The sequence below is a fragment of the Candidatus Obscuribacterales bacterium genome, assembly GCA_036703605.1.
Classification (GTDB): Bacteria; Cyanobacteriota; Cyanobacteriia; order RECH01; family RECH01; genus RECH01.
In genome coordinates this window covers 1-3645 of sequence record DATNRH010000939.1, presented here as the reverse complement: position 1 = coordinate 3645, position 3645 = coordinate 1, and the positions used below count along the sequence as shown (strand labels likewise).

General features: G+C 50.5%; 5 protein-coding genes. 4 read left to right on the top strand and 1 reads right to left on the bottom strand.

Annotated elements, in window-relative coordinates; all coding sequences use genetic code 11:
• A partial coding sequence (locus tag V6D20_19345; protein ID HEY9817938.1) for a tetratricopeptide repeat protein occupies positions 1 to 1271 on the bottom strand: 1271 nt, incomplete at its 3' end.
• Between the two features lie 330 nt (positions 1272 to 1601).
• Between V6D20_19345 and V6D20_19340 the strand changes: the two genes are divergently transcribed.
• The 4 genes from V6D20_19340 to V6D20_19325 form a co-directional block, all read left to right on the top strand.
• Positions 1602 to 1937 (top strand): DUF5674 family protein, encoded by a 336-nt coding sequence (locus tag V6D20_19340; protein HEY9817937.1) that lies wholly within the window; start codon positions 1602 to 1604, stop codon positions 1935 to 1937.
• A complete protein-coding gene (locus V6D20_19335; GenBank protein HEY9817936.1) occupies positions 1934 to 2281 on the top strand; it encodes a hypothetical protein in 348 nt (115 codons plus the stop codon). The genes V6D20_19340 and V6D20_19335 overlap by 4 nt, the downstream gene beginning before the upstream one ends.
• Positions 2282 to 2989: 708 nt before the next feature.
• Positions 2990 to 3376, top strand: coding sequence for an IS630 transposase-related protein (locus tag V6D20_19330; protein ID HEY9817935.1), 387 nt, complete (start codon positions 2990 to 2992; stop codon positions 3374 to 3376).
• 14 nt (positions 3377 to 3390) lie between these two features.
• On the top strand, positions 3391 to 3645 hold a 255-nt coding region (locus V6D20_19325), incomplete at its 3' end, for a transposase (protein ID HEY9817934.1).

Sequence of the window (3645 nt, the reverse complement as noted above, 5' to 3'; positions counted from 1 at the left end):
GCCCGCCGTCGTGCCTCAGAAATGACCGCCAGGGTCAGTTCTAGTTGGGCTTCTCGACTTTCTGCGGCTCGTTCAAGTAGTGGCAGTGCCGCTGCAGTATTTTCCTGTGCTTGATACAGCGACGCCAGATTATTGAGGCTGAGAGCAACATTGGGATGATTCTCACCCAAGGCAGTTTCATAAATTGAGAGCGAGCGCTGATAAAGCGGTTCGGCCGCCGCGTAATTTCCCTGTTCTTGATACAACCTGGCTAGATTGTTGAAGCTGCTGGCAACATCAGGATGATTCTCATCTAAAGCAGTTTCCAAGATAGAGAGCGAGCGTTCATAGAAAGTTGCAGCCTCTTCGTACTTACCCTGGTGAAGATAGACTCTTGCCAAATTGTCGAGACTTACAGCAATACGAGGATGATTCACGCCCAGTACCGCTGTTAGGATAATGAGAGATTGCTGTAAGAGAGGCTCTGCGGTGGCATAATCTCCTTGATCTTGATACAACGATGCTAAATTAATCAGGAGGGTTGCAATATCGGGATGATTTACATTCACGCTCGCTTGGAGAAGAGCCAGTGATTGCTGGTAACTAATTTCAGCAGCAGCATAATTCCCTTGGTCTTGATACAAACCTCCTAGGTTATTAAGGACTCTGGCCATATTGGGATGATTAGCTTGAAAGGCCGTTTCATAAATGAAGAGTGAACGCTGGTAGAGCAATTCTGCAGAGATGTAATCCCCCTGGTCGTGATACAAAGTTGCTAGATTATTCAGGATGCTTGCAACCTCAGAATGATTGCTTTCGAAAGTAGTTTCATAAATCGAGAGCGAGTGCTCTAAGAGGGGTTGAGCGGCAGCGTAATTTCCCTGATCCAGATACAAGTTAGCCAGATTATTAAGACTGGTGGCAACATCGGGATGATTTTCGCCTAGGGCGGTTTCTCGAATAGCGAGCGATTGCTGAAAGAGCGGTTCGGCCGCCGCGTAATTCCCCTGCGCTCGATATAACTCTGCCAGATTATTGAGGCTGGTGGCGACATAAAGATGATTCTCACCCAGCGCCGTTTCTCGGATGTCTAAAGCTTGTTGGGCTAAGGGAATCGCTTCATCATATTGTCCCTGTTGATAAAGCTGAATCATTTGTTGATCCAAACGATTTGCCTCTTCCAAGGCAGCAGCTTGCTCGGTCGTCAACGTCTGAGCCACCAACGACGACATCCGCCCTACCCCTATCCCCATCGGAGCCACCAGCGCCACCGCCATCACCACCGCCGCCATCCGTCGGCGGGCAGATCCCCGCAACAACAGCGAAAAAACACCCCAATCCCTTGCAGGACGGGATATCGGTAGAGCAGGCATCCGAGAACGAGAACAACGCATCGCAGATCAGTCCTATCAAGTTAGAGGTCAACGCCCCTATATAGTCACCATAGTCCCCGACCCCACCCAGGTATGCAAGATTGAAACCATTAGATTTTGTACAAGTTCAGGTCAGTGACCTCAAACATCTCCCCACTGTTGCAGGCTAGAATTCGTCAATCTATACTCTCCTGTACTGGAAACTGAAGTTTCATCCCCTTCTATCCCAAACATTTCTATCCCAAACTATTGATTATTCACATCCTGTATGAGCCTGCAACAATAGAACAATTGGAAGCTATGCTAGAGGCTCATCGGTTTTACATCAAAACCGTCGTCGATATCCGTCTAGAAATTTTGGCGGGGGGTGGAGAAATGCACTCCGATTGTGAAGTTACATTGCTAGATAATGGCAGTTATCAGGGTGATCTTTGGGGTGCAAGCTGGAATCCCGTGACCCAAGATATCCTTTATGAATCAATGGTCAACCTTCGTCCACGTCAAAATCGCTCCATGCAAATTCTGGACGCTGCAGTGCGCCAGCAGGTTCGAGACATCATCGACAGATTGCTAGGAAGACTATGAATCATTGGAGTCCTGAAGACCTTGCCTTTCGCTGTCAACGCCTCTCCCTGCGGCTAGAAATGCTGGCACAAACCTTCTCCCAGCTCGCCACATTGAGTGAAGAAGACACCGCTGCCGATGAAGCACTGACCACCCTACGCCAGGCAAAGGCATGGGTTGAACTAACTGCGATGGATTTGAACATCGATCAAGCCTTTGAATTAGCCCAGATCCAACGGCAACTCTCTCGCTGGCATCTGCATTGGGACGAGACTTGGGCTACAGATTCCCAGCGCCAAGTCATAGCTCGCCGCGCTCAAACTTGGGCTGAGCAACTGCGGCAGATCGCTGGTGTTCTGGTTTAGGATGATCGCTATACCCTTGGATGCCGAGATCCCCTGCCCATGAGTAATGCGATCGCACCATCCTCCATCGCGTGCTGGGAGTCTTGTGAGCGATCGCACCACGAATCTAGCTGCTGAACAGCTCAAAGGCAACCCATAACGCAGGCACCTTCAATCCTCATTTCTTTGATGATTTCGATTATTTTGCATGGATTTGCACCTGGCTAGTACATACCCTCGATCGCTTCAGCACTATGTCAGTCCAGAACCCCATCCCATAAAGTACAGACAACCATCAACCATTCATTAGCGGCTCAACAAATCCGTATCCAGTACAGCTCAACGACTGTTGGGGCGACTCGCTAAAATGATGCGATCGCTATAGCCCCAGTCACGCAACCTTTCTGCTGTAATGACAAATAGCGTGGCACGGTTTCTGCTTTTCTTGAAACACGCTCTAGGGGCTTCATCTCAAGCATCAACAGCAGTGCCAGTTGTTGCCAGCCCAAATGCCTCTACTCCACACTATCTAATCAATCCAGTTGAATGCCCACCTCTTGCTACAGCCTCCACCCACCCATGCTATCCCGTCACCCACTACACAACGGCCGGACGTTCCAGCAACGGCCGGACGTTCCAGCAACACCCGACACCGATGAGACGTGATATAGCTGCATTCATTAAGGCTAGGACGTATGCTAAAAGAGTTCCCTTGCCTCTACTCTCTCCATGGCTAAACCCTATAGTGACGACTTCCGACGCAATGTGATGCAGGCGATCGAGTTGGACGGACTCAAGAAATGCGAAGCCAGTCAACTGTTCAACATCAGCCGCAACACCATCAACTTGTGGTGTCAGCGCAAAGCCCAAACCGGCGATATCAAACCCACCCCCCGAACCCGAACCCAGCGCCCACCCAAAATCAACGATTGGGAGAGATTCGAGGCCTTCGTCGGTGCTCATAGCGACAAAACTCAGCGGGAACTAGCCGAACTGTGGGACGGTGAGGTCAGCCAACCTACCATCTCACGGGCCATCGCGAAGATTCGCTACAGCCGTAAAAAAAAACCTACGGGTATATCCAACGAGACGAGGAGAAACGAGCAGCCTTCCTAGCCTGGTTGAGCCAAGTGTTCCAGGCGTCTGTGACCTACGTCGATGAGTCTGGGATGGATGAGCGGGACACCTATGGCTATGGCTACTCTCCCATAGGAGAACGGTTCTATGCGATGAAATCGGGTCGGCGTCAGGGACGGGTGAATAGGATTGCGGGGTATCGGGATGGAGACCTCATCGCGCCCTTTACAGTGGAGGGTTCCTGTAATCGCGTTGTTTTTGAGGTGTGGTTGGAAAGCTGCTTGATCCCGCAACTGCATCCAGGGGAG